This window comes from Nocardia sp. NPDC051750 (assembly GCF_044453135.1).
Taxonomy (GTDB): Bacteria; Actinomycetota; Actinomycetes; order Mycobacteriales; family Mycobacteriaceae; genus Nocardia.
In genome coordinates this window covers 827317-852328 of sequence record NZ_JBITCK010000002.1, presented here as the reverse complement: position 1 = coordinate 852328, position 25012 = coordinate 827317, and the positions used below count along the sequence as shown (strand labels likewise).

Sequence of the window (25012 nt, the reverse complement as noted above, 5' to 3'; positions counted from 1 at the left end):
TTGCGAGCGCGTCCAGGAACCGCATCTTGCGCCGGGTAACGCGTCCGCCTGTGTGGCGATTACGCAAACGAAAGGGTTTGCCACACATCGGGAGGACACTATGCGCTCTGCGCGCACGCTCGGCTCCGGTCTGGCCGCGGCCTCACTCGTCTGCGTCCCCGTCATCGCTCTCGCCGGCCCCGCGTCGGCCGGCCCGGCGCTGGAGGAGCCGCTCAACACGCTGGTCACCGAGGGCAGCGGTTTCTGCTACGGAAATATCCGGGGCAATGTCGACGAGCCCACCGGGGTCATCACGCTCACCTTCGCCTTCTACAACACCGACCCGACGTTCGTCTCCGACCAACCGTCCGACCCGGACAGCCCCTGCCGGACCACCGCGTACGTCACCTGGCAGAACTTGGACACCGGAGCCACCGGCGAGGTGCCGATCGAGTTCGCCGGCGCGGCCGGTTCGATCGCCGACCCCGATCAGCATCTGCCGTGGTACAACAGCGCGCAGCTGCCCAAGGAGCCCGGCCACTACAAGGCGACCGTCACCACCGAGGAAATGCATTCGCCTGACTCGGTTTCCGTCGAATACACGCTGGCGCCGCGTTAGTCCCACCCGCAGGGGAGAACGTATATCCTTGTCCCGCAAGGTGTCACAGTGACCGGCTACGGGACGTGTCCCCGATCGTGTACCCGTTGTTCGAGGGCGTCGAGCACCGGAGTCCGAGTCGGCGGCACCTCGATCCCCATGACCGTTCCGGTCTCCCCGGCGTCGAAGGTGAACGAGAAGAACGAGCAGCAGCTCGATTCCCTGGCTGCCAGGTCACGACCGGCCGGTTCGGCTCCGCCTGCCAGCAACAACTCGAGCCGGGCCGGTTCCCGCCGCGCCATCGCGGTGACCGAGGAGGCGAAGAACTCGTCGAATTCGGCCACCCGGACCGGCCGCTCCGCGGCGGGCAGGGTGCACGTGGCGGGTACCCATTCCGCAGCGTCCGCGTCGGATGTCATGACCCCACGATAATCCGGTTCCTGGGCACCGGTTTCCCGCTCTGTTCCTGAAGGGGCCTTCAGTTCGTTTCAGGGTTCCTTCAGCACCGTCCTGCCACTGTGGCCACCGAGTCGGCACACAACCGGACGACGAGAGGGGCGAGCAGGCTATGTATCAGACCGTACATATCGATGGACACCGCTACCAGGTGATCGGCCGGATCCGGCTGTCGGCGGTATCGCGAGCGTGCTACGGCAAGTACCGGTTCACACTCCGGCGGACGACGGACGGAACCTTGTGGACCGCCTTCGACACCAGGATCACCGGAATATCGGAGCTCCTGCGCAACAGCTGCTGATCAGCGCGAAATCAGTTGCCGCATCAGGATTTCCGGATCAGCATCGAGGACATGTGGATAGCACCGATCGAACCGGACGAATGGTCGATCGCGCGGACGGTCCGGCTGGACGCGCTCGCCGGATCACCGCCCGGCACCTTCTCCTCCAGCCATTCCGAAGCACTGCGCTGGGGCGAACAACAGTGGCGCGAGTGGGCCGGGCGCCGGCATCCGTTCTTCGTCGCGCGCGCCGATTCGGGACCGGTGGGGTCGGCGGGTGTCATTGTCACGGCCGGCGGTCCCGAACTGGTGTCGATGTGGACCGCACCCGCGGCTCGCGGGACGGGAGTCTCCGATCGGCTGGTGGGCGCGGTGATCGAGTGGGCGCGCACAGCCGGGCACCGGGAGCTCCGGCTGTGGGTGCTCGGCGGCAACCGGCCGGCCGAGCAGTTGTATCGGCGCACCGGGTTCGTCCGCACCGGAGCGGTCCAGCCGTGCGGTGAGTACGATCCGCGCCCCGAATACGAAATGGCGCGGGCGCTCACCCACGAGCGCTGAGCGCACATCGGGCCCGGCGGAAAGGTCGAGAGACCTCATAATCCCGCATATACGGATATATACTGCGCCGCGTGACGTATCTGCGGATCAAGGAGGCCGCCGGGCTGCTCGGGGTCAGTGATGACACCGTGCGACGCTGGATCGATCAGGGGCGGCTTCCGGCGGTACGCCTGGAGAACGGGCGCAAGGGGGTCCGCGGACAGGATCTGGCGGAGTTCGCGCGGGAGATCGCCGAGGCCCCGGAACCCGGCGTGACCGTGGCGGCATCGGCGCGCAATCGGATGCGTGGCATTGTGACCAGGGTGGTCACCGACACCGTGATGGCGCAGGTGGAGATGCAGGCCGGGCCGTTCCGGCTGGTCTCGCTGCTGAGCCGGGAATCGGTGGACGAACTCGGGCTCGAAGTGGGCGTTGTGGCGGTGGCGTCGGTCAAGTCGACGCATGTGGTCGTCGAGATACCGGAGAGCGGACGATGAAAACGGTAGTAGGGCGCGTACTGCGCCATCTGGCCCCGGCGGCCGTACTGGTCACCGTGCTGGCGGGTTGCGCGGCGGAGGACACCGGCGGCGACCCGGGCAGCACGGCGGCGGGCGACGGACTCGGCGGGACCGTCACGGTTTTCGCCGCGGCCTCGCTCACCGAAGCGTTCACCACGCTCGGCGAGCAGTTCGAGGAAGCTCATCCCGGAGTGGACGTGGTGTTCAGTTTCGCCGGCAGTTCCGCGCTGGCCGAGCAGATCCGGCAGGGCGCCCCGGCCGATGTGTTCGCCTCGGCAGCGCCGCGCAATATGGAGCAGGTGGTCACCTCCGGTGATGTCACCACCGGGCCGGTCACCTTTGTCCGCAACCGGCTCGAAATCGCGGTGCCCACAGGTAACCCGGGCAGTATCAGCGGGCTGGCCGATTTCGGTCGACCCGAACCGCGGATCGCGTTGTGCGCCGAGCAGGTGCCGTGCGGGGCGACCGCCGACAAGGTCTTCACCGCGGCCGGTGTCACCCCGCAACCCGATACCCGGGAACCCGATGTGAAGGCGGTGCTGACCAAGGTCACGCTCGGTGAGGTGGATGCCGCGCTGGTGTACCGGACGGATGTGCGGTCCGCGGGTGACACGGTGACCGGTATCGAGTTCCCCGAAGCGGACGAGGCGATCAACGATTATCCGATCGCTCCGGTGGCCGCGGCCCCGAATCCGGCCGCGGCGGCGGCCTTCGTCGATTTCGTGCTGACTCCGCAGGCTCGTTCGGTCTTCGCCACGGCCGGTTTCGACGCACCGTGAGCCTCGGCCCCGCAGGGCGCCGGGCGGCGGCATTACAACGGCGTCGCGCGGTCCGCGGACGGCGGCCGCTCATCCTGGTCGTGCCGGCGCTGCTCGGGTTGCTGTTCCTGATCGTTCCGCTCGCTGGGTTGCTGATCCGCGCACCCTGGCAAGGGCTGCCGGAGCGGCTGTTCAGCGCGGAAGTCGGGCAGGCGCTGCGGCTCTCCCTGGTCTGCGCGAGCCTGGCCACGGTGATCTGTCTGCTGCTGGGCATCCCGCTCGCCTGGTTACTGGCCCGCGGTTACCCGCCCGGCCGCGGGCTGATCCGCGCGCTGGTCACCGTGCCGCTGGTCCTGCCACCCGTGGTCGGCGGCGTGGCACTGCTGCTGGTGCTGGGCCGGCGCGGGCTGATCGGCCAGTATCTCTACGACTGGTTCGGGATCTCGCTGCCGTTCACTACCGCGGGTGTGGTGCTGGCCGAAGCGTTCGTGGCCATGCCGTTCCTGGTGATCTCCGTCGAGGGCGCGCTGCGCGGTGCCGACCCGCGCTACGAGGAGGCCGCCGCCACCCTGGGTGCTTCCCGCTGGCTGACCTTCCGGCGCGTGACCCTGCCCTCGATCCTGCCGGGCGTGGTGGCCGGGACGGTGCTCTGCTGGGCCCGGGCGCTCGGCGAATTCGGCGCCACGATCACCTTCGCCGGTAATTTCCCGGGCCGGACCACGACGATGCCGCTGGCGGTGTACCTGGCACTCGAAACCGATCCGGCCGCCGCGATCGTGCTCAGCCTGGTCCTGCTGCTGGTATCGGTGGTGGTGCTGGCCGCCCTGCGGGAACGCTGGATCCGGGGGGTGCTGTGACGCTCGAAGCGGAACTGCGGGTGACCCGCGGCGACTTCACCCTCGACCTGGACCTCACCCTGGCACCGGGCGAGGTGGTCGCGTTGCTCGGACCCAACGGCGCGGGAAAAAGCACCGCACTACGCGCCCTGGCCGGGCTCACCCCGCTGACCAGCGGCTCGATCCGGCTGGACGAACAGGTGTGGGACGCGCCGCCGGTCGATTTCGTCCCCGCCGAACACCGGTCCGCCGGAGTCGTGTTCCAGGACTATCTGCTCTTCGCCCATCTCGACGCACTGGACAATGTGGCGTTCGGCCCGCGGGCCCGCGGTCTGCGCCGGGCCGCGGCCCGCGAACGGGCGGCGCACTGGCTGGAGCGGGTGGGCTTGGCCGAATACGCTCGCACCCGGCCGCGGGCATTGTCGGGTGGTCAGGCGCAGCGGGTTGCGTTGGCCCGGGCTCTGGCTGTCGAACCGGCGGTGCTGCTGCTGGACGAGCCGCTGGCGGCGCTGGACGCCGCGACCCGGGTGCGGGTGCGCTCCGAACTGGCCCGCCACCTCGGCGACTTTCCGGGGCATACCCTGCTGGTGACCCACGACCCGCTGGATGCCATGGTGCTGGCCGACCGGCTGGTGATCGTGGAGAACGGCGCGATCGTCCAGCAGGGCCGACCCGCCGAGGTCGCGCGGCGGCCCCGGTCGGACTATGTGGCCGAACTGGTGGGGCTCAACCTGTTCCGCGGCACCGCGGCCGGAACACGGGTGCGGCTCGACGGCGGGGGTGAGCTCACCGTCGCCGAACCCGCCGACGGGCCGGTACATTTGACCTTCGCACCGTCGGCCGTAAGCCTGCATCCCGAACGTCCGGGCGGGAGTCCGCGCAACGCCTGGCCTGTCACCGTGGCGGGTCTCGAACAGCACGCACACACAGTGCGGGTACGCCTCGACGGTGCGGTCCGGGCACTCGCGGATATCACTCCCGCCACCGTCGCCGAGTTGCGGATCGCACCTGGCTCCGAGTTGTGGGCGGCGCTCAAGGCCACCGAGGTCCACACGTACCCGGCTTAGCAGGCCGGCACGGCTCGACCCGGAACCTGCGGCGCGATCATGCCCAGCACACCGGCACTGTTCACCGCGGCCAGGGAACCGACGTCGACACCCCGATCAGAGCGTGAACCGGGAACGCCGGCAGGCGGTACGCGGCAACTCCGGTTATCGGGCCCTGTCAGAGATAGCTGGTGTCGTTGACCAGCCGGACCGACGAGCCGCCGTCCGGATAGAACTCCGCGAGCGACAGCGATGCCAGGTCCAGATGCAGCCGGTAGAGCAGCGACGGCCCGACGCCCAGCGCGAGCTGCAGCAGCGTTTTGATGGGGGTGACGTGACTGACCACCACGATATTCGCGCCCGGATACCGGGCCACCAGGTCGCGGCGTACAGCTTCCACTCGCTCGCGGACCTCGTCGAAACTCTCCCCGCCCGGGGCGGGCAGCGACGGGTCGCCCAGCCAGCGGGCGTGCAGGTCCGGATCGCGTTCGGCGGCTTCGCGGAAGGTCAGGCCCTCCCAGTCGCCGAAATCGGTTTCGGTGAGCCCCTCGACCACTCGGGTCTCCAGCCCCAGCGCGGCGGCCGTCGCCTCGGCGGTTTCCCGCGCGCGGCCGAGCGGGGAGGTGACCACGGCGGAGATATCGCCTTTGGCGGCAAGCATTTTCGCTGCGCGGGCGGCCTGCTCCCGGCCCACCGCGGTGAGCGGCGGATTCCCGCGGCCGGAATAGCGGCGCTGCACCGATAATTCGGTCTGGCCGTGGCGCAGCAGCAGGAAGCGAGTGGGGCGGCCGGTCGCTCCGGTCCAGCCGGGTGAGCCGGACAGACGGGCGGCCGCGCTCCGCGAGTCGGCGGCCGGATCGGCGCGCGCTGCCGCGGTGGTCGCCGGAACCTGTTCCCCGGCGCCGGACGGGGTCGTTCCCGATGTTCCCGGGCCGCTCCCCTGCCGGGGCGCGTCGGCGGAGGTGGCGGCGACGGCCTCGTGGACCTCCTCGATCAGCCCGGCATCGTCCATGGCCTCGTTCGCGAGCCGGTCGGCGTGCGAGTTCTCGGCGCGCGGAATCCACCGGTAGGTCACCCGGTCGAATCCCGCGGCGAGGCGGCGGGCGCGGTCGGCGAGCGGGATCATCGCCGCGTGCTTGACCTTCCAGCGACCCGACATCTGCTCGACCACGAGCTTGGAGTCCATCCGCACCGTGACCACCCGCGCACCGAGTTCCGCCGCGGCTTCCAGCCCCGCGATCAGACCCCGGTACTCGGCGACATTGTTGGTGGCGACGCCCAGGGCTTCCTTGCGTTCGGCGAGCACCCCCACCCGGTCCGCGTCGAATACCACGGCGCCGTAGCCCGCCGTTCCCGGATTACCCCGGGAACCCCCGTCGGCCTCGACGATCACCTCGCGCACACTCATACCGGCCTCCCGCTCCCGCCGCACGGCCCCACCGCTGGGGCCTCGAACTCACAATCCGGATTCTTTGGTCCGCACCAGCACCGCGCCGCATTCCGTGCAGCGCACCACCACATCGGGTGCGGTTTTCGCGATCCGCGCGATCTCGCCGCGGTCCAGTTCGATCCGGCACGCACCGCAGCGCCGGGCCCGCAACAGCGCCGCGCCGGTTCCGTGGGCGGCGCGCTGGCGGTCGTAGATCGCCAGCAGTTCGTCCGGGAAGGCGCCGAGAAGGTTCGCACGGTCGGTATCGCAGCGCTGCTCGGCGACCTCGAGGTCGGCCAGCGCGGCGTCGCGGCGGTCGCGGGCGGCGGCGAGATCGATTTCGGCGCGGTCCAGGCGGGCACCGGCGTGTTCGTGATCGGCGGCTGAGGCCTCGCGCCGCTCCATGACCTCCAGCAGTTCGTCCTCGAGCACCGAGCGGCGGCGTTCCAGGCTGCCCAGTTCGTGCTGCAGTTCGGAGAGCTGTTTGGCGCCGACCGAACCGGCTTCGAGCACCCCGCGGTCACGGTCCTCGCGTTTCCGCACCGCCTCGATTTCGCCCTCGAGTTTGCGGGTATCGCGGTCGAGATCGTCCAGCACGATTTCCACGGCCACCGCCGCGTCCTTCTGCGCGTTGCGTTCGGCCTCGAACCGGTCGACCTCCTGCTGTTCGGGCAGAACCTTGCGCCGGTGCGCGATCCGGGTCAGCTCGGTGTCGACCTCGGCGAGACGCAGCAGTTGGGCCTGAATCGATGGTTCGACATTCAACGCGAACGAACTCCCTGCACGCTGTGGACGGATAGAACGTCCACCGTACTCGGTCACCGCCCGGTCCCACCGCGGGCCGGTCCCAACACCGGATACCGGACGGGGCGCCGCGCCGTCAGCCGCCGCAACCGACGGTCCACGGGTCGGTCCGCACCCGCGACACCCGGGTTTCCACTTCCGGAAGGCCCGCGCGGACCACCCCGGCCGCCTGCGCGCACCAGGGGAACTCGGTGGCCCAGTGGGCGGCATCGATCAGGGCCGGACCGGATCGGCGCAGATGCTCGTCGGCGGGATGGTGGCGCAGGTCGGCGGTGAGATACGCGTCGACGCCGAGCCGGGTCACGGTGTCGAGCAGCGAATCGCCCGCACCACCGCAGACGGCGACGCGGCACAGCACGCGGTCCGGGTCACCGGCGGCCCGCACACCCCAGGTGGTCTCCGGCAGAACGGCGGCCGCCCGGGCGGTGAACTCGCGCAGGGTCAGCGGTTCGGCCAGGGTGCCGACGCGACCCAGGCCGAGGTTGCCGGACAGGGGTGCGCGTTCGGTGACGTGGTAGGCGGGTTCCTCATACGGATGGGACGCACGCAACGCCGCCAGGATCGCGGCCCGGGCCCGCGGTGCGGCGACGACTTCGATACGGTCCTCGGTCAGCCGGGTCAGTTCCCCCACTGTGCCGACCGCGGGGTTCGCCCCGTCGAGCGGCCGGAACTGGCCGGTCCCGGTGACCCGCCACGCCGCTTCCCGGTAGTCACCGGTACCACCGGCGCCCGCGGCGAACAGGGCGGCCAGCACCGATTCGGCGTGGTCGACCGGGACCTGGATACTCCATTTGTCCACGGCAGGAACAGGTTTCGGATCCAGGGGGCCGGTGACGGAGAGGCCGAGCGCCTCCGCCAGCGCGTCGGAGACGCCGGGATCGGCGGAATCAGCATTGGTGTGCGCGGTGAACAGCGCACAGCCCGCCCGGATGAGCCGATGGACGAGCGCGCCTTTCGGCCGGTCGGCCGCCACACTGTCCACCCCGCGCAACAACAGCGGATGATGCGCCACCAGGGCCTGGGCGCCCCAGGTGACGGCCTCCTCGACCACGGCCCCGGTCACATCGACGGCGAACAGCACCCGCCGCACGTCCTCGTCCGGGTCCCCGCACACCAGGCCCACCGAATCCCACGATTCGGCCAGCCGGGGCGGATAGGCCGTCTCCAGTGTTTCGATGAGTTCCGCGAGCCTCGCCACACCACACCTTCCGTCGACATTTCTCCACTCTTCAGGGCGTATCGCTGCGAAAGCCACCGGCCTCGTCGGCCGATCCTGTCAGCCCGATACTCCCGCGGCGGACAACGCGTCCACCAGCCGATCGACATCGGATTCCGCCCGCACAGCGACACGCAGATGGTCCGGGCCGAGCCCCGGGAAGGTATCGCAGCGGCGTACCGCGACACCTGCCATGCGCAGCTGTTTGCGCACCAGTTCCCCGTCCGGGACCTCGAGCAGGAGGAACGGCGCGGCCGCGGGAGACCCGACCCGCACGCCGGTCTCGGTCAACCGCGCGGCCATCGCCGCGCGATCGGCCGCGATCCGCTGCGCCCGGTCCACGGATTCCGTGACCGCTCGCGGCGAGGCCGTGGCGGCGATCGCGGTGAGCTGGAGGGTGCCCAGCGGCCAGTGCGCGCGACCCTGGACCAACCGCTGGAGCACGCCCGGCTCCCCCAGCATGTATCCACAGCGCAACCCGGCGAGCGCCCAGGTCTTGGTGAGGCTGCGCAGGATGAGAAGTCCGGCGCCGGCTTCCGCGGCCAGCGATTCCGGTTCGCCGGGCACCGCGTCCATGAATGCCTCGTCCACCACGACGATCCGGCCCGGCCGGCGCAGTGCCCGCAGGGTTTGTGCCGGATGCAGGACCGAGGTGGGGTTGGTGGGGTTGCCGACGATCACCAGATCCGCCTCGTCGGGTACCAGCGCCGGATCCAGCGAGTAGGGCGGCTCCAGCACGACCCGCGTCACCGCCACGCCCGCCTCCCGCAGGGCGAGCTCGGGTTCGGTGAACGACGGATGCACCACCGCCGCCAGCCGGGGCCGCAGCCGCGGCAGCAGGGCGAAGCCCTCGGCACCGCCGGCCAGGGTCAGGACCTGATCGGCGGCGATCCCGTGCCGGGCCGCGACCGCTTCCCGGGCGGCTCGGTCGTCGGCCGCCGACGGATACTTGCCGAGATCGTCCAGGGCCGCGGCCAGGCGCTCACGCAACCACGGGGGCGGCGCGCTGCCCTGCACATTCACCGCGAAATCGAGCAGACCCGGGAGGGCTTCCACGTCACCGTGGTGACGCAGGCCGGCGAGATCGACGTGGTCGGCGAGCATGAGACGCACCCTACGTGGCGCTGGTGCCGCCGGACCCGCCAGAATGGCTGTCGTGGGTGAGCTGCACATATCGTTCGTCTGTACCGGCAATATCTGCCGGTCCCCGATGGCGGAGAAGATCCTGGCCGCGCATCTGGCGCGCGCCGGCCTGGCCGGCCGGGTCCGGGTGAGCAGCGCGGGCACTCACGGCTGGCATGCCGGGGCGGAGGCCGATCCCCGCACCACCGCGACCCTGCGCCGCTACGGCTACCCCACCGGACACCGGGCCGCCGAGTTCGGCACTGCGCACAGCAACGCCGACCTCATCGTCCCGATGACCACCGAACACGACCGGCACCTCGCCGTCCGCGGCGTCCCGTTCGAGCGGCGGCGGCTGCTGCGCAGCTTCGACCCGGAGGCCGACGGCCCCGATGTGCCCGACCCGTACAACGGCGCGACCACCGAATTCGAGCTGGTCCGCACCCAGATCGAGGCGGCCGTCCCCGGTCTGCTGGCCTGGGTGCACAGCACCCTCGCGGCGCGCCCCGCCGTGACCGGCGAGCCGGCCTGATGCGCCGCCTCACCTTCTTCCTGCGCCCCGGCTGGCTCATCCTGCTCGGGGTGGTGATCGCGTTCGCCTATCTGTGTTTCACCGTGCTGGCCCCCTGGCAGCTGGGGAAGAACGATGCCACCTCCGAACGCAACCAGCTGATCGCCGATTCGGTGGACGCCGAACCGATCCCCGTCACCGATCTCCTCGACGGCGATCCGGGCGCGGCGACCGAATGGCGGAAGGTGTTCGCCGAGGGCAGCTATGTCCCGGACTCGACGGTGCTTGTCCGGCTCCGTCATCTCGACGGCGCCCCCGCCTACGGCGTGCTGTCGGCGTTCACGCTCACCGACGGCCGCACCCTGCTGGTCGATCGCGGGCTGGTGGCCGCGGTGAACGGCTCCCAGCCACCCCCGATCGAATCGGCGCCCGCCGGAACGCAACGGATCGAAGCGCGGGTACGGGTCTCGGAGAACGTCGATCCGGAACGCGCCCCGGCCGTGCAGAACGGTATCCCGCACGTCTATTCGATCGACGTCCCGCAGGAAACCGGTGTCACAGGTCTGCCGCTGACGCCGCTACCGGTCGGTGAGCGCGGCGCCTACCTGCAACTCGCGGAGGACCAGCCGGGCGCGTTCACCCCCGTCCCGCTCCCGCAACTCGACTCCGGCCCCTACCTCTCCTACGGCCTCCAATGGCTCGCGTTCGGCGTCATGGCACCACTGGGTCTCGGCTATTTCGCCTGGGCGGAGATCCGCGAACGCCGCAAACAACGCACACCGGCGGAAGCTCAGCCCGTAACCACAGAATCCCTGCCGGAGCCCGCCACCAAGGAAGAACGGCTGGCCGACCGCTACGGCCGCACCCGCTGACCACGACATCGGCACGACGACCGGGCGAGCACCACGCTCACTCATCGCGAACCGCCGGCCATTTCCGAAACGCGTCGTAGGTGCCGGCGAGCGGCAGATCGGCGGGGACGATGAGGCCCGGCTCCGGACCGGTCAGCCCGTGCGCCGGGCGCGCGCCCGGTCCCACAGTGCCGCGGCCGCGGGAGCCAGGGCGACTGCCGAAATCACCGACGCGTACTGCACCAGCTCGGACAACCGCACCGCGCGACGCAGGTCGCGGACGGCCGGCGCGGGCCCGGTACCCAGCTCCGGACGCTGCTCGATGCCGTGCCGGTACTCGGTGCGACCACCCAGCCGGACGCCGAGGGCACCGGCCGCCGCCGCCTCCACCACGCCCGCGTTCGGGCTCGGATGACGGGCCGCGTCGCGCCGCCAGGCCCGCAGTACCGCGCCGGGCCGCCCACCGACGAGCGGCGCCACCGCCGCGGTGAGCACTCCGGTCACCCGGGCCGGCAGCAGGTTCGCGGCATCGTCGACCCGGGCCGCTGCCCAGCCGAAACGCCGGTAGCGCTCGTTGCGGTAGCCGATCATCGCGTCGAGCGTGTTGACCGCCCGGTAACCCAGCAGCCCCGGAACCCCGGCCACCGCACCCCACAGCAGCGGCGCGACGGCAGCATCGGAGGTGTTCTCGGCGATCGATTCCAGCGCTGCCCGGGCCAGCCCGTCGGCGTCGAGGACCTCCGGATCACGACCACACAGCGCGGGCAGCAGTTCCCGGGCACCGGCGATATCCCCGGACTCCAGGCGTCCGGCCATGGCACGACCGGTCCGCGCGAGGCTGCGACCGCCCAGCACCGTCCACGTCGCCAGGGCCACCGGCAGCACACCGCCCCGGCGCACCGCGAAACCGGCCGCCACCGTCGCGCCCACGAGGACCACCTCATGAACGACCCCGGCCCGCCGCCGATCGGCGTAGGTCACCGTTTCCAGGCCGGCTGCGAGCATCCCGAACCCCGCCACCGGATGCCGCCGCACGGGATCACCGAAAATTCGATCGATCGCGAACCCCGCCAGCAGCCCGGCCGCGGTCGACATACCTCTGCGCACCAGGTGAGACTAGCCACCGGCGCGAAACGCGGACCGGCAGGTGACTTACACGAGGTTATTCGCGGGCCGCGACCACCGTTATGACAGCGCGCCGGGCTCGGCGTACATGTCGGTGCCGGAGCGAGCCGTGAGTGAAAGGCAGCGGCGGCAATATCTGGGCGCGGGACTCGGTTGGTGTCACATATCGGATTCCGGTCTCGTCGACTCCACGAGACCATCGCCCGCCGGATCCGGCGGGCCCGGACGAACGAGGAATCGCAGTGACCGACGGACACCCCGCTGCCGACCGGCCCGACCTGGCCGAGCGTTTCGAAGAACTGCGCCCGTACCTGCGCCGGCTCGCCTACAGCACGCTCGGCAGTCTCGCCGACGCCGACGATGTGGTGCAGGAGGCGTGGCTGCGGCTGCAACGGCATCGCGAAACCGGGGGCGCACCGATCGACAACCTCCAGGCCTGGCTCACGACGGTGGTGGGGCGCCTGGCCCTGGATCAGCTCGGGTCGGCGCGGGTCCGGCGCGAACAGTACGTCGGCGAATGGCTGCCCGAACCCGCCGTCTCGGACTGGGAGGACCCGGCGGACCGGATATCGCAGGACGAACGCGTCACCATGGCGCTGCTGGTGGTCCTGGAATCGCTGTCACCGGCCGAGCGGACCGCATTCGTCCTGCAGGATGTGTTCGGCATGTCCGGACCGGAGGTCGCCGATGTGGTGGGCCGCACCCCGGCCGCGGTACGGCAGCTCGCGTCCCGGGCCCGGAAGCGGGTCGAGGACGGCACCCCGCGTTTCCCGGCCTCACCGGACGAACACCGGAAAGTGGTGTCGGCGTTCGCGCTGGCCTGGCGGTCCGGAGATATGGACGCGCTGCTGGGCGTGCTCGACGATCGGGTCACCCTCACCGCCGACGGTGGCGGCAAGGTCCCCGCGATCCGCAAGCCGGTGCGCGGCGCCGAACTCATCACCAAGATGCTGCTCGGCTGGTATCACGCGCCGTCGGCTCCCGGCGGCTGGGGCCGCACGATCGAAGTCAACGGGAGGCCGGGACTGCTGGTGTTCGACGGGCAGCATCCGGGAATCTTCTCCTTCACCATCGATGACGGCCGGATCATCGCTATTCACGCTGTCCGCAATCCCGACAAGCTGCGCAGCCTCCCGGACGATATCGGCGCCGAATGGATCCTGCGGGCTTCCCGAGCGCACGAATCCGGGGACAGCTGAGTCCGCGCCGCGGCGGTAACCGCATCGAGAGCTGCCGGACCGCCCAGGTTAAGTTCGCTGTATGAGGATCGAAGTCAGCGGACACCAGCCGGAAATTCACGAGACCGCGTGGCTCGCGCCCACCGCGTGCGTGATCGGCAAGGTGAAACTCGAGGCCCAGGCCAGCATCTGGTACAACGCGGTCCTGCGCGGCGATACCGAACTGATCACCGTCGGCGAGCGCAGCAATATCCAGGACGGCTGTGTCCTGCACGCCGACCCGGGGTTCCCGACCACCGTGGGCGCCGGCGTCTCCGTGGGTCACAACGCGATCCTGCACGGCTGCACGATAGAGGACGACTGCCTCATCGGTATGGGCGCGACCGTGCTCAACGGCGCGGTGATCGGTCGCGGCAGCCTGATCGCGGCCAATGCGCTGATCCCCGAGGGCGCGCAGATCCCGCCGGGTTCCCTGGTGGCCGGGGTGCCGGGCAAGGTACGCCGGGAGCTGACCGCCGAGCAGCAACGGGGTCTCGAGCTCAACGCCATGGTCTATCTGCACCACATGTCCGAGCATCAGTCCGCGAAGGAGCTGTAGGGCGGCGCCACCCGGGAGACACCTTTCTGGACAAGCGTCCAGTTGGTAGCTGATACGATGGAGCCTACGTATCCGGGGAGACGGGCGAGCTCGAAACCCGCTGTCCTGCAAGGTGTCGGCGTTTCGGGCGAGCCCGAGCACGTAGGCACCGGGTGTGCCGGCAGGAGGTATGACGGGTGGCGTGTGAGCATTACGAGGTACGCCGGCCCAGCGGGCGGGTCAGCGTGGCCGATATCGCGGCACAACCGGGGGGCATCGAGGCACTGAGGCGCCGAGTTCACGAACTCCGTTCCAGCGGAGTCGATTTCGCCGCCAACGCGATCGAACACGAGATGGCCGAGTTCGACCTGCCGCCGGAGTGATACCCGGCACGAAAACGACACACAGCACCGTTGAGCCTGCGCAAGTTAGGTGCAGGCGGTCGGCGGAGGCGCAGCGAAGGCGGAGGTGTCGCACCATCGAGCCTGCGCGAGTTCGGTACCTGCGGCCGGCGGAGGCTGTAGCGAAGGCGGAGGTATCGCCTCATCGAGCCTCGCTCGAGTTCGGTACCTGCGATCGGTGGAGGCCGCGGCGAAGGCGGAGTTCGCATCACGGCCCGGACACGAGGTCCGATACAGTATGGAAACCATGCCACCCGTACCGCCGATTCTGCAGCGCATCCTGTCCGACCCGCCCGCCGATAGTGTGCAGGTGCTCGACAGCGCGTTGTCGGCGTTCCTGGATTTCGGGATCAAACGCACCAGCATGGGCGAGATCGCCCGCCGCGCCGGAATCAGCCCCGCGACCCTGTACCGCCGCTTCGAATCGAAGAACGACCTGGTGGAAGCGGTGACGATCAGGGAGGCGCAACGCTTCGTCGTCAAGATCGACAACCGGGTGCGCACGGTGGCCGGCTCCGAGGATCAGCTCGTGGAGATCTTCGTCGCCTTCATCTCCGCCATCGCCGGCAATCCACTGCTGCTGCGCCTGCTGCGCACCGAACCCGACCTGGTGCTGCCCCGCCTCACCACCGAAGCCGGTCCGATACTGGCCGTCGGCCGCACCTACCTGGCCGCGAAACTGCGCGAACTGAGCGATAGCGGCGACAACGCCGATTTCGATCCCGACCTGATCGCCGAGATCATGGCCCGGCTGGCGCAATCGCTGGCACTCACGCCCGACGGTCTCATCCCCATCGAAGACGAAGCGGCCGGCCGGGAGTTCGCCCGGCGCACCCTGCTCCCGATGGTGTCCGGGCACAAACCCGGCTGAACTCAGAGCGCGAACGATCGGTTCACCAGCTCGTCCAGTTCGCCGTGGGCGGCCGGCCCGGGGTCCGGGTCCTGCGCCAGTTCACGCACCAGCCGCACGATCGCGGCGGCGCACGCGGTCGCCGGATCCGGCACCGGCAGCCGCGAAACATACTGGGTTATCCAGCGCCGGCGACCGGAATACAGCCGGTTGCCACAGACAGCGTCGTAGAAGCGCACACCCAGCGAAGAGTTCGCGACACCCATCATCAAACAGGCCAGCTCCTCGGCCCGGGCTTCGCCACCGAGATCGGACAGCGAGATCCAGTAGCAGTCGCCGTTGACCACCGCTCCCGAGCGGTCCAGCGCGAATCGCGGCCGATCGCTGATATCGGGGAACACCATCTTGGGCACCCGCCACAGATGCGGCCGCTGCGGCACCCAGTGCTCGAACCATTGGCGCCCGGCGCCGGTGAGGTAACTCCGTGCGCTGAGCACCTCGCGATGCTGTTCGAGATAGGCCGCGGTCCGCGGAAAACGCCCGAGGTCGACCGGTCTCCGGCGCGGATGATCCAGGTCGTACGGGTACAGGACCCGGGTCTCGCGCCGCCGCACGACCCGCCACGGCCGCAGATCGTGGTGGGTGATGAGGTCGCACAGCAGCTCCGGTTCGGCCGCCGGATCGCCCCAGTGCGCCGCGATGAAGATCTTGTCGGCATTGGTCTTGATCCCCACCCGGATACGTCCCAGGTCCCCGAAGGTGCGCCACATCCGCTCGGCCACCCCACGCAACCAGTCGTCGTGCCCCACCCGCGACATCCGCCACCCCATCGAGGCTGCCGCCGCGCCGGGTTCGGTCGCCAGCTCCCCCACCGTCACCGCGAACCGGCGGCCCTGCCGCCACACCATTGCATCGGTGGTACCGCCCAGAGCCGCGAACAGTTCCTGCTCACCGTCCCCGGCCGCCGGGCTTCCCGTGGGTTCGGCGGCGGCTCCGCGCGACACGCTTGCGGTGGGACCGACCACGGTCCCCGGTTTCTCCCGGGCCGAGCCGGCCGAACCGCACTCGGCGGGCCGTTCCGAGCCCGGCGCTCCCACGGCCGGGATCGCACCGGCCACGCCCCCGATTTCCCTGTTCGGGGCGGTGTCGGCCCCCTCCTCGTAGACCGACACGTACCGGCAGCTCCCCCACGTCCCGCCGCGCACGGCAATCGTCACCGCCGGCAGTACCGCCGCCTCGAACAGCTTGGTATCCCCCAGGTCGTACAGTTCCACCGGCGTCAGATCGGCCAGCAACACCCTCCGCAGGTTCGCTCCCGCCTTCGTGGTGAGAAACCGATTGGCGCACAACAGACCCAGCACCGCGCCCGGTGCCATCAAGCGCGGCAGTGCCGCGACGAACGGATGGGTGAGATCGATCCGGCCCCGTAACCCGAACTGCCCGCGCAATGCCAGCGCCGCCTCCCCACCCAACTGCTGAGTGCGTACATACGGCGGATTCGCGATCACCACATCGAACGATTCCGCGGGCATACCCGCACAATCGGCCAGAAAATCCCGCTTCCGCCATTCCGCGCCGATTCCCGATTCCGCGGCTCGCTGCCGAGCCAGCGCCAGCCCCGCCGGATCCAGGTCGTAACCCACCAGCTCGACCGGAACTCCCGGCAGCCGGTCGGCCAGCGCGTCCTCGATGGCGAACAACAGCTCCCCGGAGCCACACGCCGGATCGAGGACCCGCACCCGTCCCGAGGTGCTGATCCGCGCCGCCACCCGGCCCGCCAGAAACCCCGCGAGCGCGGCCGGGGTGTAGTGCCGGCCATGACGCTTTCGCTCGCGAGCCCCCGCTCCATCGCGTCCCATCTGCGCATTGTCGTCCACGGGGGCGGGCGACGGGCGACTTCCCGGTTTTCGACACGGCCGGCGTGGTGGGCGCTGTACGGCAGAACGCAGGCGAGGCGCCGGTCATTTTCCGGCGCCAGAGCCAGCGCCCGGCATGTGACCCAGATCACTCTGTCGGGTGTCACGTTCTCCGCGGCCCGTCTGTCTCATAGCCGACCCCGCACGACGAGCCACCCAAGGAGCAGTGATGAACACCGACACCACCCACGAGATCGTCGTCCTCGGAGCCGGGTACGCCGGCCTGATCGCCACAGCGCGGCTGGCCCGCTACACCCGCAAGTCGGACACTCGCATCACCGTGGTGAACCCTTCGTCCCGCTTCACCGAGCGGCTGCGCATGCACCAGGTCGCGGCAGGTCAGAAACTGACAGACTTCCGGATCCCGGACCTGTTGACGGGCACCGGCGTGGAGTTCCGGCAGGGGGTGGCCACCGCCATCGACACCACCGGCCGGCAGGTCCGCCTCGACGACGGTGCGGTCCTGCACTACGACACGCTGGTCTACGCACTCGGCAGCACCACCGACACCAGCATCGTTCCGGGCGCGGCAGATCACGCCTGGACCCTGAACGACCCCCGGACGGCGCATCACTTCTCGGAACGACTGCCGGAAATCGCGGCCGCGGGCGGGACGGTCACCGTCTGCGGTGGTGGGCTCACCGGTATCGAGGCAGCCGCCGAAATCGCCGAAGCATACCCCGCGCTGACCGTCGAGCTGGTCAGCGCCGCCGAACTCGGCGCCATGATGGGCGACAAAGCCCGCGCCCACCTCAACCGTGCCCTGGACCGGCTGGGTGTCGTGCGCAGGGTGGGTGTGAAGGTCGATAAAGTGCTGCCCGACGCCGTGCGCCTGGACACCGGCGAACTCGTCGGCTCGGATCTGACCCTGTGGACCACCGGCGTGCGGGTGTCCCCGCTCGCTACGGAGTCCGGGATCGCCACCACCGCACAGGGGCTGATCATCACCGACTCCACCCTGCGGTCGGTCTCACATCCGGATATCCACGCCATCGGCGACGCCGCCCTGGTCCGGCAACCATGGGGACAGCTCCACGGCACCTGCCAGAGTGGCGTGGTCACCGCTGACTACACCGCAACTGTCATCGCCCGGCTGCTGCGCGGAAAGGCACCGAAGCCGCTGCGTTTCGGCTACTTCCACCAGCCGGTGAGCCTGGGCCGCAAGGACGCGGTCGTTCAGTTCACCCGTGCCGACGACACCCCGGCCCGGTGGTATCTCACAGGCAAGGCCGCAGTGATCTACAAGGAGCAGGTCAGCGGCACCCCGCCGGTAGCGGCGAAGATGAGTCGCTACGTCAAGATGCCGGTTCAGTTGTCGAAGGGCGGCCGCGCCACCCGGAAAGTCGCATGACAGGGACCGGCACCGGCCAGAGCTACCCGGCTGCATCCCGGCCCGGCCGTCCGAACCATGACCGGAGGAAGGATCTCCATGCCAGACCACAGCACCGACCCACCGTTGCCTGCGCAGCCCGGTAACGCAACCGCCGATCCGTTCGCCGAGCACCGCCGTCTGCTCTTCGCCACCGCGTACCACCTGCTGGGCAGTGTCGCCGACACCGAGGACATCCTCCAGGACGCGTGGCTGAAATGGAACGCGGTGGATCCGGCTTCGGTGGACCGCCCCAAGGCCTACCTGGTGCGCACTGTCACCAATCTGGCGCTCAACCGCCTCACCTCCGCCCGGACCACCCGGGAAACCTACATCGGACCGTGGCTTCCCGAACCACTGCTCACCACACCCACTGCCGCCGAGGAGACCGAAATGGCCGATACCGTGTCCACCGCCATGCTGGTCGTCCTCGAAACGCTCAACCCCACCGAACGAGCTGTTTTCGTGCTACGGGAGGTCTTCGGCTACTCACACACCGAAATCGGTGATCTCCTCGACCGCCCGGAGGCCACCGTCCGCCAGATCTCCCACCGCGCCCGCTCGCACGTCCGGTCCCGCCGCCCCCGCTTCGGCGCGGACGACGCCACCCGCCGTGAGGTCACCGAGAAGTTCATGGCCGCATGCCACGGCGGTAACCTCCCCGCCCTCCTGGAACTGCTCGCACCGGACGTGACGCTGTGGAACGACGGCGGCGGTATCGTCACGGCCGCCCGGCGTCCGCTACACGGGCCGGATCATGTGGCCCGGTGGCTGCTGGGTGTCATGACCAAACCGGTCTCGGCCGGCATTCGTCTCGAATCTGCGGTGGTCAACGGCGAGCTGAGCATTATCGGCACCATCGGCGAACATCGCATCGGCGCACTCACCTACGACATTCACGAAGGACGCATCGAAAACATCCGCTTTCAGGTCAATCCCGAGAAACTGAACGGTCTCCGAGCCGTGGACGATGCCTCGTAAGCCCTCTGTTCGCAGAAATCCTGAGCACGGACTACAGCGGGATGTTCTTGTGGTGGCTCGGGCGCGCGGGGACGGCGGCCAGGGCCGCGGCGATCACGCTGCGCGTCTTCGCGGGGTCGATGACCTCGTCCACGACGCCGATGGCGAGAGCGCGTTCCACACCGCCGGCGATGGCTTCGTGTTCGGCGGTGAGCCGTTCGTGCAGCGCCTCCCGCTCTTCCTCCGGCGCCGCGGCCAGGGCTTTCTTGTGCAGGATGCCGACCGCTGCCTTCGCGCCCATCACCGCGACCTCCGACCCCGGCCAGGCGTAGACCGCGGTCGCGCCCAGTGAGCGGGCGTTCATCGCGATATAGGCACCGCCGTAGATCTTGCGGGTGACCAGCGTGACCCGCGGAACCCGGGCTTCGGCGAAGGCGTGCAGCAGTTTCGCGCCGCGGCGCACCACACCGTCCCACTCCTGGCCGACACCGGGCAGGTAACCGGGCACATCGGTGATCACGACCAGCGGGATGCCGAACGCGTCGCACAGCCGGACGAACCGGGCCGCCTTCTCCGCGCTCTTGGAATCCAGGCAGCCGCCCAGGCGCAGCGGGTTGTTGGCCAGCACACCGACGGTGCGGCCGCCCAGCCGGCCCAGGCCGGTGACCATGGATCGGGCGTAGCCGCCCTGCAGTTCTTCGAAGCTGGACTCCCCGTCGACATTGTCGAGCAGTTCGTGCACCAGCGGTTTGACATCGTAGGCGCGTTTGGCCGATTCGGGCAGCATGGCCCGCAGATCGACATTGCCGTGTTCGGCGGCGACCAGGTCGAATTCACCCTGTTCGGCGAACATCGACACCAGGCGGCGCGCCCGGTGCACGGCATCGGCTTCGTCGTCGGCGACGATATGGGTGACGCCGGATTTCTTGCCGTGGGTCTCCGGACCGCCGAGGGTGGCCATATCGACCTGCTCGCCGGTGACGCTGCGCACCACATCGGGTCCGGTCACGAAAACCCGGCCCTCGGGCGCCATGATCACGATATCGGTCAGCGCAGGTCCGTAGGCGGCGCCGCCGGCGGCGAAACCGAGCACCACCGAGATCTGCGGTACCAAACCGGATGCCCGGACCATGGCCTCGAAGACCAGGCCGACAGCGTGCAGCGCCTCGACACCCTCGGCGAGGCGGGCCCCGCCGGAATGCCACAGCCCCACTACCGGAACACCCGAATCGATCGCGGTATCGATCGCTGTGACGATGTGCTTGCAGCCCTCGACCCCCATCGCGCCACCCATCACGGTGGCATCCGAGCAGTAGGCGACGGTCCGGACACCGTCCACTTCGCCGATCGCGGCCAGCACACCCGACTTGTCCCGCGGATGCAGCGGCAGCACCGTCCCGGGATCGAAGAAGCGTTGCAGCCGGCCGAGCGGATCACGCGGATCTGTCGCGGTGTCCTGGTGGCGGGCCGGAGCCATGGTTGTCATCGCGTTCTCTCCTCGATGATGCGTGGCCGAGACACGGGCCACTGGTGCCGAAAGCCCGCGCGGGGGCCGCCGGTAACGCCGGCGGCCCCCGCACTGGGTCGTCGAAATATTCGGTCAGGTCCGTCGGCTACTAGGCCCGACCGAAAGCGAGCGCAACATTGTGCCCACCGAAACCGAACGAATTGTTGATCGCGTACTCGATCTCCTGGCGCCGGGCTTCGCCGTGCACCACATCGAGGTCGATCTCGGGATCCTGGTTGTCCAGGTTCAGGGTGGGCGGCACGATACCGTCCCGGATGGCCATCACGGTGAGCACCGATTCCAGCGCACCGACGGCGCCGATCGAATGCCCCAGCGCCGACTTCGGCGCGTACACCGAAGCGTGGTTGCCGACGGCCTTGTTGATCGCCTTCGCCTCGGCGGTATCGCCGATCGGGGTGGCGGTGGCGTGCGCGTTGATATGGGTGATGTCCTGTTTGGACAGACCCGCGGTCTGCAGCGCCCGGGTCATGGCGCGGGCAGCGCCCGTGCCCTCCGGGTCCGGTGCGACCAGATGGAAGCCGTCGGAGGTGATACCGGCACCGAGCAGGCGGGCGTGAATGGTGGCCCCGCGCGCCTTGGCGTGCTCCTCGGTCTCGATGACCATGAGCGCGCCGGCCTCACCGAAGACGAAACCGTCCCGGTCCTTGTCGAACGGACGGGAGGCGGCCTTGGGATCGTCGTTGCGGGTGCTCATCGCGCGCATCATGGTGAACGCGGCGATCGGCACGGCGTCGATGAAACCTTCGACGCCGCCGGTGACGACCATATCGGCGTCACCCATGACGATCATCCGCCATGCGTTCGCGATGCCCTCCGAACCGGACGAGCATGCCGAGACCGGAGTGACCACTCCCGCCCGGGCCTTCAGCTCGAGACCGACGACGGCGGACGGCCCGTTCGGCATGACCATCTGAACGGCGAGCGGCGAAATCTTGCGATAGCCGCCGTTCTTCAGCTTGTCGACCGAATCGATGAGCGCGTCACCGCCACCTAGTCCAGTGCCGATGGCCACACCCAGCCGGTCCGGATCGACCTCCGGGCTGCCCGCATTGCGCCACACCTCACGACCGAGCACGGTCGCGAGCTGTTCGACGTAGGCCATCCGGCGGATCTCGACCCGGCTCAGCAAGCTTTCGGGACGGACCTTGAGGTGGCCGCCGATGCGGACGGGGAGGTCGTATTCCTCGATGAAGGAATCCTCGAGAACGTCGATACCGCTCTCGCCGTTGAGGAGTCCCTTCCACGTCGCATCGACGTCACCCGCGATGGACGTGGACGCCGCCAAACTCGTGACGACGACGTTCGGGAAGTTCCCGTTCAAGGTGGAAGGAGTGGTCACGGTGTCGGCCCTACTCGGCGCTGTCGAACTTGGCCTTGAGCTCGGCGGCCATCTCGGAGTTCTCGGCCTCGAGCTTCTGGACGTACGCGACGGAGTCGCCGACGGTCTTCAGGCTGGCAAGATCCTCATCGGGGATCTTGACGCCGTACTTGTCCTCCATCTGCACCGCGATCTCGACCATGGACAGCGAGTCGATGTCCAGGTCATCGACGAAGGACTTCTCGAGGGTCACCTCGGAGGGCTCGATACCGGTCACCTCTTCGATGATCTTGCCGAGTTCCTCGACGATTTGTTCCTGGGTCAGAGCGGCCACTTCGTGGCTCCCTTCTTGTTTCTTCCGTGTAGGGCTCTACAGGTTTCTTCGGGCCGAGCCGGCGATCGGTTACGCCGTCCCGGTGCCGTGACTTTCCGGGGGTCCGGAAAACACGGCCGCAGGCAAGCTAGCCGGAGCTCGCGAGCTCCGCCAGCGCGGGGATGTCCTCGGGCGTCTTCAACGCCAGGTTCGGGGTGCCCTTGAGCTCGCGTTTGGCAATGCCGACGAGAGTTCCCGCCGGTGGCAACTCCGCCACCGCCGAAACGCCGGCCTGCCGGACGGTTTCGGTGCACAGGTCCCACCGGACGGGCCGGGTGACCTGCGCGGCGAGCTTAGCCACCGCGTCGGCACCGGATGCGACCGGCTTGCCGTCGGCGTTGGACAACAGTGTCCGGGTCGGCTCGTGCGCGGTGATCTCGGCGATCGCCGCCGCTACCGCCTGCTGGGCCGGGGCCATGAACTCGGTGTGGAACGCGCCCGCCACCGGCAGTGCACGCACCCGCGCCTTCTCCGGCGGATTCGCGGCCAGTTCGGCGAGAGCGTCCAAACGTCCCGCCGCGACAATCTGGCCGGTGGCATTGCGGTTGGCGGGAACCAGCTCCAATTCCTCGAGCCGGGCCAGCACGGCGGCCTCGTCGCCACCGAGCACCGCGGACATGCCGGTCGGCTCCAGCGCGCACGCTTTCGCCATTTCGGCACCGCGGATAGCCGCCAGCGTAACCGCTTGGTCGGCGGAGATCACTCCGGCGACAGCGGCAGCGGCGAGTTCACCCACCGAATGGCCCGCCACGATGGTGTCGGCCGGTACCCGGTTCTCGCCGATCTCGGCGAAGGCGAGCAGCGCGGCCGCAACCACGAGCGGCTGGGTCACCGCGGTGTCGGTGATCTCTTCGGCGGTCGCCTCGGTACCGAGCCGGACCAGATCCAGACCCGATTCCTTCGACCACAGTGCGAGGCGGTCATGCGCGCCCGGCAGGTCGAGCCAAGGCGCGAGCATGCCGGGTGTCTGAGAGCCCTGTCCAGGGGCGAACAACGCGATCACGTACCTAAGAAAACACTGTGAGGGCACTCTCGCGAGATGTCGACGCGGATGAAGCTTGCGGATGGCTTTTGTATGGTCCCCACAAAAGCCCGCGTGGGGTGTCCGGATCGACCGAATCGTCACAAGCGTTACAGGCCGTCTTTGTCCATCGGGACAAAAGTTTCCTCTGGTACGGATGTTGACGATTCGTTACGAGTTCGTGTCAACCGACCCACTGTGGCGGCAATTCGGAGCACGTAGGCGTCCCGCGCGTTGAGCGGATCGCGGCCGGTGACCTCACCGATCCGCTTCAGGCGATACCGCACAGTATTTGGATGAACGTACAGTTGCCGAGCACACATCTCGACAGCGCCGCCACATTCCAGGTAGGCATCCAGGGTGTCCGCCAGGGCGGAACCGGCCGAAGCCAACGGAAGCACAAGGTACTCGACAAGTGCGTCCACCGCAGCTCGATCACCGAGCAGGGCACGTTCGGGCAGCAATTCCATCGCGTGGACCGGGCGCGGCGCATCCCGCCAGCCGATCACGGCTTCCATGCCCGCGAGGGCCTCGAGCGCGCTGTTGTGGGCGGCACCCAGCGTCCGAGTGGTCGGCCCGATCACCACGGGGCCGTCCGAGAACGCCTCGGTGAGCAGATCCGCCATGAACGACGAATTGTGCGGCGCGTCGCCCAGATGACCGCTCACCACCATCACCAGCCGTGCACCCTGCACCACCGCCAGCGCCGCCCGGCCGTGCCGGGCGGCGATGGTGTGCACGGCGCCGACCACCGAGATCCCCTGATCCAGCGGCGGGGTGCCCACCAGCACCGTCGCGGGCGCGGTGGCGTCCCAGTTGAGCGTCGCGGCCCGCGAGAGCATGTCGGGACCGGTGTCGCCGCGTACCACCGCGTCCACCACCAGGGCCTCGAGGCGGGTATCCCAGGCACCCCGGGATTCGGCCGCGCTGGCGTACACCGAGGCGGCCGCGAAACCGAGCTCACGCCCGTAGCGCAGTACCGCCTCGGTGAGCGCGACCAGCTGACGATCGTTGCGGGCCAGTGCGGGCAGCCACTGTTCGAAGAACTCCATGGCCACCCGCACCATGTCCACGGTCTGGCGCAGCGTCAGCCGCCGCGCCAGATCCTGTGGGATCACCTGGAAGGCGTCCAGGCTGAACCGGATATCGCTGTCCGGGTCCTGAAGCCATTCCAGGAAGTTGACCACCGCGGTCTGCACCAGCATCTGGACGCCGGCCCGCTGCGCGGCGTCCAGATCGGCGAAGAACGGCAACCGGTCCTGCATCGACCCCACGGCCTCGGTGGAGAGCCGTCCGGAGAACTGCTTGACGCGTTTGAGCAGCGTGTCCGGTAGCGGGTCGCGGTTCTGCCGGTTCGGCGACAGCGCGCCGGTCGGCAGATACACCTCGTGCTCGGAAGAGCCTTCGTTGACCCGGCGGGGCCGCGGTGGTCTGCGTTCGATCATCGAGTTGTCG

General features: G+C 69.3%; 27 protein-coding genes. 15 read left to right on the top strand and 12 right to left on the bottom strand.

The annotated features are described in order from the left end of the window. Positions 1-100 precede the first annotated feature (100 nt). A complete protein-coding gene (locus ACIA75_RS11360) occupies positions 101-598 on the top strand; it encodes a hypothetical protein (RefSeq protein WP_397102566.1) in 498 nt (165 codons plus the stop codon). 56 nt (positions 599-654) lie between these two features. Here the strand turns inward: ACIA75_RS11360 and ACIA75_RS11355 are convergent, their stop codons facing one another. Then, complete coding sequence (locus ACIA75_RS11355; protein ID WP_397102564.1) at positions 655-996, bottom strand: hypothetical protein; 342 nt, start codon at positions 994-996, stop codon at positions 655-657. A 149-nt stretch (positions 997-1145) separates the two neighbouring features. Here ACIA75_RS11355 and ACIA75_RS11350 point away from each other — a divergent pair, with 149 nt between their 5' ends. The 6 genes from ACIA75_RS11350 (at position 1146) to ACIA75_RS11325 (ending at position 5029) form a co-directional block, all read left to right on the top strand. Beyond that, complete coding sequence (locus ACIA75_RS11350) at positions 1146-1334, top strand: hypothetical protein (protein ID WP_397102562.1); 189 nt, start codon at positions 1146-1148, stop codon at positions 1332-1334. A 51-nt stretch (positions 1335-1385) separates the two neighbouring features. Then, positions 1386-1871, top strand: coding sequence for a GNAT family N-acetyltransferase (locus ACIA75_RS11345; protein WP_397102560.1), 486 nt, complete (start codon positions 1386-1388; stop codon positions 1869-1871). A 71-nt stretch (positions 1872-1942) separates the two neighbouring features. Continuing rightward, entirely contained in the window at positions 1943-2347 is a 405-nt protein-coding gene (locus tag ACIA75_RS11340; RefSeq protein ID WP_397102558.1) for a molybdopterin-binding protein, read from the top strand. Beyond that, on the top strand, positions 2344-3147 hold the full coding sequence (gene modA, locus ACIA75_RS11335; protein ID WP_397102556.1) for a molybdate ABC transporter substrate-binding protein: 804 nt from the start codon (positions 2344-2346) through the stop codon (positions 3145-3147). The genes ACIA75_RS11340 and modA overlap by 4 nt, the downstream gene beginning before the upstream one ends. Continuing rightward, positions 3144-3983, top strand: coding sequence for a molybdate ABC transporter permease subunit (gene modB / locus ACIA75_RS11330; protein ID WP_397102554.1), 840 nt, complete (start codon positions 3144-3146; stop codon positions 3981-3983). Before modA ends, modB begins: the two co-directional genes overlap by 4 nt. Beyond that, complete coding sequence (locus tag ACIA75_RS11325) at positions 3980-5029, top strand: ABC transporter ATP-binding protein (RefSeq protein ID WP_397102552.1); 1050 nt, start codon at positions 3980-3982, stop codon at positions 5027-5029. Before modB ends, ACIA75_RS11325 begins: the two co-directional genes overlap by 4 nt. A 157-nt stretch (positions 5030-5186) precedes the next feature. On the opposite strand, the gene ACIA75_RS11320 is transcribed toward ACIA75_RS11325, so the two are convergent. From ACIA75_RS11320 to cobC, 4 genes are all read right to left on the bottom strand, one after another. Further along, positions 5187-6416 (bottom strand): bifunctional RNase H/acid phosphatase, encoded by a 1230-nt coding sequence (locus ACIA75_RS11320; protein WP_397102550.1) that lies wholly within the window; start codon positions 6414-6416, stop codon positions 5187-5189. A 48-nt stretch (positions 6417-6464) separates the two neighbouring features. Then, on the bottom strand, positions 6465-7202 hold the full coding sequence (locus ACIA75_RS11315; RefSeq protein WP_397102548.1) for a zinc ribbon domain-containing protein: 738 nt from the start codon (positions 7200-7202) through the stop codon (positions 6465-6467). Between the two features lie 115 nt (positions 7203-7317). Then, positions 7318-8439: a Nif3-like dinuclear metal center hexameric protein gene (locus ACIA75_RS11310; protein ID WP_397102546.1), complete on the bottom strand. Its 1122-nt coding sequence runs from the start codon at positions 8437-8439 to the stop codon at positions 7318-7320. A gap of 78 nt (positions 8440-8517) precedes the next feature. Further along, the gene (gene cobC, locus ACIA75_RS11305; RefSeq protein ID WP_397102544.1) at positions 8518-9561 is read right to left on the bottom strand and encodes an Rv2231c family pyridoxal phosphate-dependent protein CobC; all 1044 of its coding nucleotides are present in this window, start codon (positions 9559-9561) and stop codon (positions 8518-8520) included. Between the two features lie 43 nt (positions 9562-9604). Here cobC and ACIA75_RS11300 point away from each other — a divergent pair, with 43 nt between their 5' ends. Together ACIA75_RS11300 and ACIA75_RS11295 are read left to right on the top strand one after the other, a co-directional pair. Then, positions 9605-10111, top strand: coding sequence for a low molecular weight protein-tyrosine-phosphatase (locus tag ACIA75_RS11300; protein ID WP_397102542.1), 507 nt, complete (start codon positions 9605-9607; stop codon positions 10109-10111). Beyond that, positions 10111-10962: an SURF1 family protein gene (locus ACIA75_RS11295; RefSeq protein ID WP_397102540.1), complete on the top strand. Its 852-nt coding sequence runs from the start codon at positions 10111-10113 to the stop codon at positions 10960-10962. Before ACIA75_RS11300 ends, ACIA75_RS11295 begins: the two co-directional genes overlap by 1 nt. A 132-nt stretch (positions 10963-11094) precedes the next feature. Here ACIA75_RS11295 and ACIA75_RS11290 read toward each other — a convergent pair whose 3' ends face one another. Beyond that, complete coding sequence (locus ACIA75_RS11290; RefSeq protein ID WP_397103457.1) at positions 11095-12036, bottom strand: cobalamin biosynthesis protein; 942 nt, start codon at positions 12034-12036, stop codon at positions 11095-11097. A gap of 272 nt (positions 12037-12308) precedes the next feature. On the opposite strand from ACIA75_RS11290, the gene sigJ reads away from it, so the two are divergent. From sigJ to ACIA75_RS11270, 4 genes are all read left to right on the top strand, one after another. Next, positions 12309-13265 (top strand): RNA polymerase sigma factor SigJ, encoded by a 957-nt coding sequence (sigJ, locus tag ACIA75_RS11285; protein WP_397102538.1) that lies wholly within the window; start codon positions 12309-12311, stop codon positions 13263-13265. A gap of 61 nt (positions 13266-13326) precedes the next feature. Beyond that, entirely contained in the window at positions 13327-13842 is a 516-nt protein-coding gene (locus tag ACIA75_RS11280) for a gamma carbonic anhydrase family protein (RefSeq protein ID WP_397102536.1), read from the top strand. A gap of 176 nt (positions 13843-14018) precedes the next feature. Then, positions 14019-14204, top strand: coding sequence for a hypothetical protein (locus ACIA75_RS11275; protein ID WP_397102534.1), 186 nt, complete (start codon positions 14019-14021; stop codon positions 14202-14204). A gap of 265 nt (positions 14205-14469) precedes the next feature. Next, complete coding sequence (locus ACIA75_RS11270; protein WP_397102532.1) at positions 14470-15093, top strand: TetR/AcrR family transcriptional regulator; 624 nt, start codon at positions 14470-14472, stop codon at positions 15091-15093. Positions 15094-15095: 2 nt separating this feature from the next. Here the strand turns inward: ACIA75_RS11270 and ACIA75_RS11265 are convergent, their stop codons facing one another. Next, positions 15096-16931: an Eco57I restriction-modification methylase domain-containing protein gene (locus ACIA75_RS11265; RefSeq protein ID WP_397102530.1), complete on the bottom strand. Its 1836-nt coding sequence runs from the start codon at positions 16929-16931 to the stop codon at positions 15096-15098. 226 nt (positions 16932-17157) lie between these two features. Between ACIA75_RS11265 and ACIA75_RS11260 the strand changes: the two genes are divergently transcribed. Both ACIA75_RS11260 and ACIA75_RS11255 read left to right on the top strand, forming a co-directional pair. Further along, positions 17158-18339, top strand: coding sequence for an NAD(P)/FAD-dependent oxidoreductase (locus ACIA75_RS11260; RefSeq protein ID WP_397102528.1), 1182 nt, complete (start codon positions 17158-17160; stop codon positions 18337-18339). 78 nt (positions 18340-18417) lie between these two features. After that, a complete protein-coding gene (locus ACIA75_RS11255) occupies positions 18418-19338 on the top strand; it encodes an RNA polymerase sigma-70 factor (RefSeq protein ID WP_397102526.1) in 921 nt (306 codons plus the stop codon). A 31-nt stretch (positions 19339-19369) separates the two neighbouring features. On the opposite strand, the gene ACIA75_RS11250 is transcribed toward ACIA75_RS11255, so the two are convergent. The 5 genes from ACIA75_RS11250 to ACIA75_RS11230 form a co-directional block, all read right to left on the bottom strand. After that, entirely contained in the window at positions 19370-20803 is a 1434-nt protein-coding gene (locus ACIA75_RS11250) for an acyl-CoA carboxylase subunit beta (protein WP_397102524.1), read from the bottom strand. Positions 20804-20933: 130 nt separating this feature from the next. Beyond that, positions 20934-22184, bottom strand: coding sequence for a KasA/KasB family beta-ketoacyl-ACP synthase (locus ACIA75_RS11245; RefSeq protein WP_397102522.1), 1251 nt, complete (start codon positions 22182-22184; stop codon positions 20934-20936). A 10-nt stretch (positions 22185-22194) separates the two neighbouring features. Then, positions 22195-22497 (bottom strand): meromycolate extension acyl carrier protein AcpM, encoded by a 303-nt coding sequence (gene acpM, locus ACIA75_RS11240; protein WP_357427176.1) that lies wholly within the window; start codon positions 22495-22497, stop codon positions 22195-22197. A 127-nt stretch (positions 22498-22624) separates the two neighbouring features. Beyond that, the gene (locus ACIA75_RS11235; protein WP_397102519.1) at positions 22625-23539 is read right to left on the bottom strand and encodes an ACP S-malonyltransferase; all 915 of its coding nucleotides are present in this window, start codon (positions 23537-23539) and stop codon (positions 22625-22627) included. A 128-nt stretch (positions 23540-23667) separates the two neighbouring features. Then, on the bottom strand, positions 23668-25002 hold the full coding sequence (locus ACIA75_RS11230; RefSeq protein WP_397103455.1) for a PucR family transcriptional regulator: 1335 nt from the start codon (positions 25000-25002) through the stop codon (positions 23668-23670). Between the last annotated feature and the right edge of the window lie 10 nt (positions 25003-25012).

Coding starts and splice junctions, on each gene's coding strand:
- ACIA75_RS11360 (WP_397102566.1), top strand. CDS start 101: ATGCGCTCTGCGCGCACGCTCGGCTCCGGTCTGGCCGCGGCCTCACTC.
- ACIA75_RS11345 (WP_397102560.1), top strand. CDS start 1,386: ATGTGGATAGCACCGATCGAACCGGACGAATGGTCGATCGCGCGGACG.
- ACIA75_RS11355 (WP_397102564.1), bottom strand. CDS start 996: ATGACATCCGACGCGGACGCTGCGGAATGGGTACCCGCCACGTGCACC.
- ACIA75_RS11280 (WP_397102536.1), top strand. CDS start 13,327: ATGAGGATCGAAGTCAGCGGACACCAGCCGGAAATTCACGAGACCGCG.
- ACIA75_RS11270 (WP_397102532.1), top strand. CDS start 14,470: ATGCCACCCGTACCGCCGATTCTGCAGCGCATCCTGTCCGACCCGCCC.
- ACIA75_RS11290 (WP_397103457.1), bottom strand. CDS start 12,036: ATGTCGACCGCGGCCGGGCTGCTGGCGGGGTTCGCGATCGATCGAATT.
- ACIA75_RS11320 (WP_397102550.1), bottom strand. CDS start 6,416: ATGAGTGTGCGCGAGGTGATCGTCGAGGCCGACGGGGGTTCCCGGGGT.
- cobC (WP_397102544.1), bottom strand. CDS start 9,561: ATGCTCGCCGACCACGTCGATCTCGCCGGCCTGCGTCACCACGGTGAC.
- ACIA75_RS11300 (WP_397102542.1), top strand. CDS start 9,605: ATGGCTGTCGTGGGTGAGCTGCACATATCGTTCGTCTGTACCGGCAAT.
- ACIA75_RS11295 (WP_397102540.1), top strand. CDS start 10,111: ATGCGCCGCCTCACCTTCTTCCTGCGCCCCGGCTGGCTCATCCTGCTC.
- ACIA75_RS11255 (WP_397102526.1), top strand. CDS start 18,418: ATGCCAGACCACAGCACCGACCCACCGTTGCCTGCGCAGCCCGGTAAC.
- ACIA75_RS11230 (WP_397103455.1), bottom strand. CDS start 25,002: ATGATCGAACGCAGACCACCGCGGCCCCGCCGGGTCAACGAAGGCTCT.
- ACIA75_RS11250 (WP_397102524.1), bottom strand. CDS start 20,803: ATGACAACCATGGCTCCGGCCCGCCACCAGGACACCGCGACAGATCCG.
- ACIA75_RS11350 (WP_397102562.1), top strand. CDS start 1,146: ATGTATCAGACCGTACATATCGATGGACACCGCTACCAGGTGATCGGC.
- ACIA75_RS11260 (WP_397102528.1), top strand. CDS start 17,158: ATGAACACCGACACCACCCACGAGATCGTCGTCCTCGGAGCCGGGTAC.
- ACIA75_RS11265 (WP_397102530.1), bottom strand. CDS start 16,931: ATGGGACGCGATGGAGCGGGGGCTCGCGAGCGAAAGCGTCATGGCCGG.
- modA (WP_397102556.1), top strand. CDS start 2,344: ATGAAAACGGTAGTAGGGCGCGTACTGCGCCATCTGGCCCCGGCGGCC.